At 66.4% G+C, this 4114-nt stretch carries 5 protein-coding genes and 1 pseudogene; 3 read left to right on the top strand and 3 right to left on the bottom strand.

Annotated features, from left to right (window positions below; genetic code table 11):
• Positions 1 to 73 precede the first annotated feature (73 nt).
• Positions 74 to 883: pseudogene (locus tag ACWNCF_RS02450) on the top strand (oligopeptide:H+ symporter); the annotation flags it as partial.
• Between the two features lie 70 nt (positions 884 to 953).
• A complete protein-coding gene (locus ACWNCF_RS02445) occupies positions 954 to 1346 on the top strand; it encodes a POT-type proton-dependent oligopeptide transporter (RefSeq protein WP_449405895.1) in 393 nt (130 codons plus the stop codon).
• Between the two features lie 71 nt (positions 1347 to 1417).
• Here ACWNCF_RS02445 and ACWNCF_RS02440 read toward each other — a convergent pair whose 3' ends face one another.
• On the bottom strand, positions 1418 to 2347 hold the full coding sequence (locus tag ACWNCF_RS02440) for an NAD-dependent epimerase/dehydratase family protein (protein WP_449405894.1): 930 nt from the start codon (positions 2345 to 2347) through the stop codon (positions 1418 to 1420).
• 116 nt (positions 2348 to 2463) lie between these two features.
• On the opposite strand from ACWNCF_RS02440, the gene ACWNCF_RS02435 reads away from it, so the two are divergent.
• Positions 2464 to 3408, top strand: a complete 945-nt coding sequence (locus tag ACWNCF_RS02435; protein ID WP_449405893.1) for a LysR substrate-binding domain-containing protein — start codon at positions 2464 to 2466, stop codon at positions 3406 to 3408.
• A gap of 73 nt (positions 3409 to 3481) precedes the next feature.
• Here ACWNCF_RS02435 and ACWNCF_RS02430 read toward each other — a convergent pair whose 3' ends face one another.
• On the bottom strand, positions 3482 to 3919 hold the full coding sequence (locus tag ACWNCF_RS02430; protein WP_449405892.1) for an OPT/YSL family transporter: 438 nt from the start codon (positions 3917 to 3919) through the stop codon (positions 3482 to 3484).
• A partial coding sequence (locus ACWNCF_RS02425) for a hypothetical protein (protein ID WP_449405891.1) occupies positions 3904 to 4114 on the bottom strand: 211 nt, incomplete at its 5' end. The genes ACWNCF_RS02430 and ACWNCF_RS02425, both read right to left, overlap by 16 nt.

The raw sequence follows: 4114 nt of genomic DNA, 5'->3' as shown, positions 1-4114 counted from the left end.
TGTCCTGTACTGCGTTCAGTTACGTATTGCTAAGGTTAAAACGGAGGAGGATTAGTTGGATGATCCAGCACCTGTGTACGCCGGCGCCGTGTTCGGCGGCTACATCGCCGACCGTGTGATCGGCTACCAGCGTTCCATCCTCGTCGGCGCCGCGTTCATGGTGCTCGGCCTGTTCGCCATCACGGTGCCGAATCCCGACGTCTTCAAGCTGGGCCTCGCCACCATCATCGTCGGCAACGGCATGTTCAAGCCGAACATCTCCGCGATGGTCGGCCAGCTGTACGGCATCAACGACCAGCGCCGCGACTCCGGCTTCACCATCTTCTACATGGGCATCAACGGCGGCGGCTTCCTCGCCCCGATCCTCACCGGCGTCCTCGCCGAGAGCATGTCCGGCCAGAGCGGCGTCCCGGCCTACAAGGTCGTGTTCTTCGCGGCCGGCGTGGGCATGATCCTGTCGCTGATCTGGTTCCAGATCGGGCGCCGCATGTTGAAGGGCATCGGCGCCGCCACCGGAGCGCTCGGCAGCCCGATGCGCCTCGTCGGCGTCATCATCGGTTCGTTCGTCGTCATCCCGGTCGTCTACTTCGTGCTGAAGCTGGGCGCGGAAAAGCTGCAAGGCCTGTTGTCGGTCCTCTTCATCATCCTCGCGATCATGCTGATGGTGGAAGGCATCCGCGGCGGCGCGGTCGTGCGCGACAAGACGATCGCGATGCTCGTCATCTTCTTCTTCAACGTGATGTTCTGGTGCTTCTTCGAGCAGGCCGGCAGCTCGTTCACCTTCCTGGCCGAGTACATCGTGCGCCGCGACTTCGGCGGCTGGGTCTTCCCGACCGGCTGGTTCCAGTCGGTGAACACGCTGGCCATCATCGTGTGCGCGCCGATCGTCGCCGCCGTGTGGCTCGCGATGGGCCGCAAGAACCCGTCGATCCCGCGCAAGTTCCGGCCTCGGCCTGATCTTCAACGGCCTCGCGTTCCTGCTGCTGATGTTCGCCCTGCAGCACCTGGTCGGCCCGGACAGCAAGATCCCGTTCTGGACCCTGTTCATGGTCTACGTGATCCAGTCCATCGGTGAACTGTGCCTGTCGCCGATCGGCCTGTCGATGGTGACCAAGCTGGCCCCGACCCGCCTCGTCGGCCTGGGCATGGGCGGCTGGTTCCTGTCGACCGGCATCGGCAACAACCTGTCGGGCATCTTCGCGTCCGTCGTGTCGGGCGAAAAAGGCATGACCGTCGAATCGGCGCTGTCCGGCTACACGTTCGGCTTCTGGGCCCTGATCGGCGCCGGCGTGCTGCTGTTCCTGATCGCGCCGCTGATCCAGAAGCTGATGCACGGCGTGAAGTAAAACGACGGCCTCTCAGGCCGACGTTTTACGTAGGGTGGGCATCCCGATGCCCCGGCATCAATCATCCCACCCTACACGAACGCCAGGTCGTGCAACTGGATCGTATCGTCGATCCATTCGTCGCAATGCCCGAACCGGTAGCCGAGCGCCTGCGCGCGCGCCGTGTCGAGCACCATCGGGCCCGGCACGTCGAACGGCGACAGGCGGCCCGGCGCCGCTCCCGCGGCCGCGCGGCGCGTGCGCACCGGCGTATCGAGCACGGCGCCGACCCGCTCGAACAGGCGGGCCGCCGACAGCGCGCCGTCGCACGCGCCGTTGACCGCGCCGGTGAACGCCTGCATCCCGACCCAGACGAGGAAATCGGCCGCGCCCTGCAGCGGCAGGAACGACAAGGCCGCGTCCGCGTTCGAATATTCCAGGACGCCGTTCAGGCGTGCCAGTTCCACGTAGTGCGCGAGGCGGCCGGTGAAGTCTTCCGGTCCGCCCAGCACGTGCGCCAGGCGCGGCACGACGAGCGGCAGCGAACCGTCGCGCACGAGATAGGCCTCGGCCTGCACCTTGCCCGCGACATAGCACTCCGTGGCGCGGCACGGGTCGTGCCATGGGTAGTCCGTGTCGATCGTCTGCGCCTCGATGGCGAGGTCGGATTCCGTCAACGGCCGGCGGTGGTCGTAGCCGAGGACGCGGTAGGCGTCGATCGTCGACGCCATCACGTAGCGCCCCACCCTGCCCGCGAACGTGCGCACGGCGATGGCGGCGTCGAGCGGGTTGTAGCACATCTGGTCGTACACGACGTCGAACGGCCCGGCATGGGCGAACGCGTTGCGCATGGCGGTCTCGTTGCGCCGGTCGACGCGCACGCGTGCGATGCGCGCGCCGAACGGATCGGGCGCATAGCCGCGCGTCGCCACGGTCACGCGATGGCCGGCCCGCAGCAGGCGCTGCACCAGCAGCCTGCCGATGTAACGGGTCCCACCGATCACCAGGATGTTCTTGGTCATGAAGTTTTCCTTAGGCACGTCGTCGTCGATCCGCTATATTCTGTAACCAGAACCGCAATTGTTCAAACTAGAAAAATAAATGTTATGAATAAGAAAAACTTATTCTGTAGCGCGCGGTGAGGCCGCTGCGCAGCCTCTCCGGCCTGATCGATTTCGAATGCGCCGCGCGCTGGGGCAGCATCAAGCTGGCCGCGCGCGAGCTGCACAAGACGCCGGCCGCCGTCAGCCTGCAGGTCAAGCAGCTCGAGGAAGCCGTCGGCTTCGCGCTGTTCGTGCGGCATCCGCGCCACATCGCACTGACGGCCAAGGGCCAGGAACTGGCGATCGCAGTGACGCGCATGCTGGCCGACCTGGGCGCCAAGGTGGCGGCCCTGCAGCGCGGCAGCGACGAAGCCGTGCTGCGCATCTCGACGACGCACTCGTTCGCGATCAAGTGGCTCGTGCCGCGCATGTCGCGCTTCACCAAGCTGCATCCGGAACTGGACCTGCGCATCGATTCGAACGACACGCCGGTCGACATCGAGGACGATGCCGTCGACGTGGCGATCCGCTACGGCCCCGTGAAGGACGGCGACCCGGCGCTGCTGTTCCGCGAGCGCCTGGTGCCCGTGTACAGCCCCGATCTGCTGGCCGACGGCCAGGACGCGCTGCAGCTGTCGGACCTCACCCGCTTTCCGCTGCTGTGCGAGCGCACGCCGGAGGGCTGGCTGCAACTGCTGAACGAAAACCGCGCGCTGAAGGGCGACTACGATTTTTCGCGTACGTACAGCCATTGGGGCGTGCTGGCGCAGGCCGCCGTGGCCGGCCAGGGCATCGGCCTCGTGCCGTACGGGATCGCGTTCGAGGACATCCGCGCCGGCACGCTGTTCCGGCATCGCGCGCAGGCGCGCGCCGTTCGGCCACGGCTACCGGCTCCTCGTCAATCCGCACAAGGAGGCGATGACGAAGATCCGGCATTCCCGCGACTGGATCGTGGCGGAGATGGAGGCGATGCGCACGACGCTGGACGCGTGACATCGGCGGGCGGGCGCTCGGTGGGCACGGGTGCCCACCCTGCGTGAACATTGCATCCGTAGGGTGGCGGGTCCCGAGCCCACCGATTGCGGTGAGCGCCCCGCGCCCGCGATCACGCCATCATTTCGCGGCCTTCTCGCGTCCAATCACGTACAGCAGCACGCAGATCGCCGCATACGGCAGGATCGACAGCAGGTCCGAGCTCGCGCCGGCAAAGAACGGATTCGCCGCCTCCGCCCACTTGTTCATCGTATTGTCGAAATCCGTCATCACCCCGGCCGTGATGGCGATGATGATGCCCGCCAGCGCGCCGCCCGCGATGTAGCCGGACGCCAGCAGCGTGCCCGAGCTGCGGTCGCCCGCGGCCTGCAGTTCGTCCTCGGACAGGCCGGTGTATTGCGGCAGCGTGTTGTTGCGGCGGTCGACCAGCCAGCGGATGATGCCGCCGATCGCGATCGGCAAGGTCGACACGAGCGGCAGGTACACGCCCACCGTGAACGCCAGCGACGCGACGCCCGACATCTCCAGCACGACGGCGACCATCACGCCGAACAGCACGAGGGTCCACGGCAGCTGGTGGTCGAGGATACCCTTGATGATGTACTTGACATCAGAACGGCCTTGGGCGCATCGAATTTCTTGACCTCGGAGCCGTCCGGGCGCGTGTGGTACTGGCCGTTGATGCCCGGGTCGACGAGGTACGCGAGCGTGCCGTCCGCGCGCACGAGGTATTTGCCGGCCGGACCGCATTTT

This window comes from Massilia phosphatilytica, from assembly GCF_977014125.1.
The sequence above is the reverse complement of the archived record's forward strand: the minus strand, read 5'-3'. Positions and strand labels throughout refer to the sequence as shown.

Coding starts and splice junctions, on each gene's coding strand:
- ACWNCF_RS02440 (WP_449405894.1), bottom strand. CDS start 2,347: ATGACCAAGAACATCCTGGTGATCGGTGGGACCCGTTACATCGGCAGG.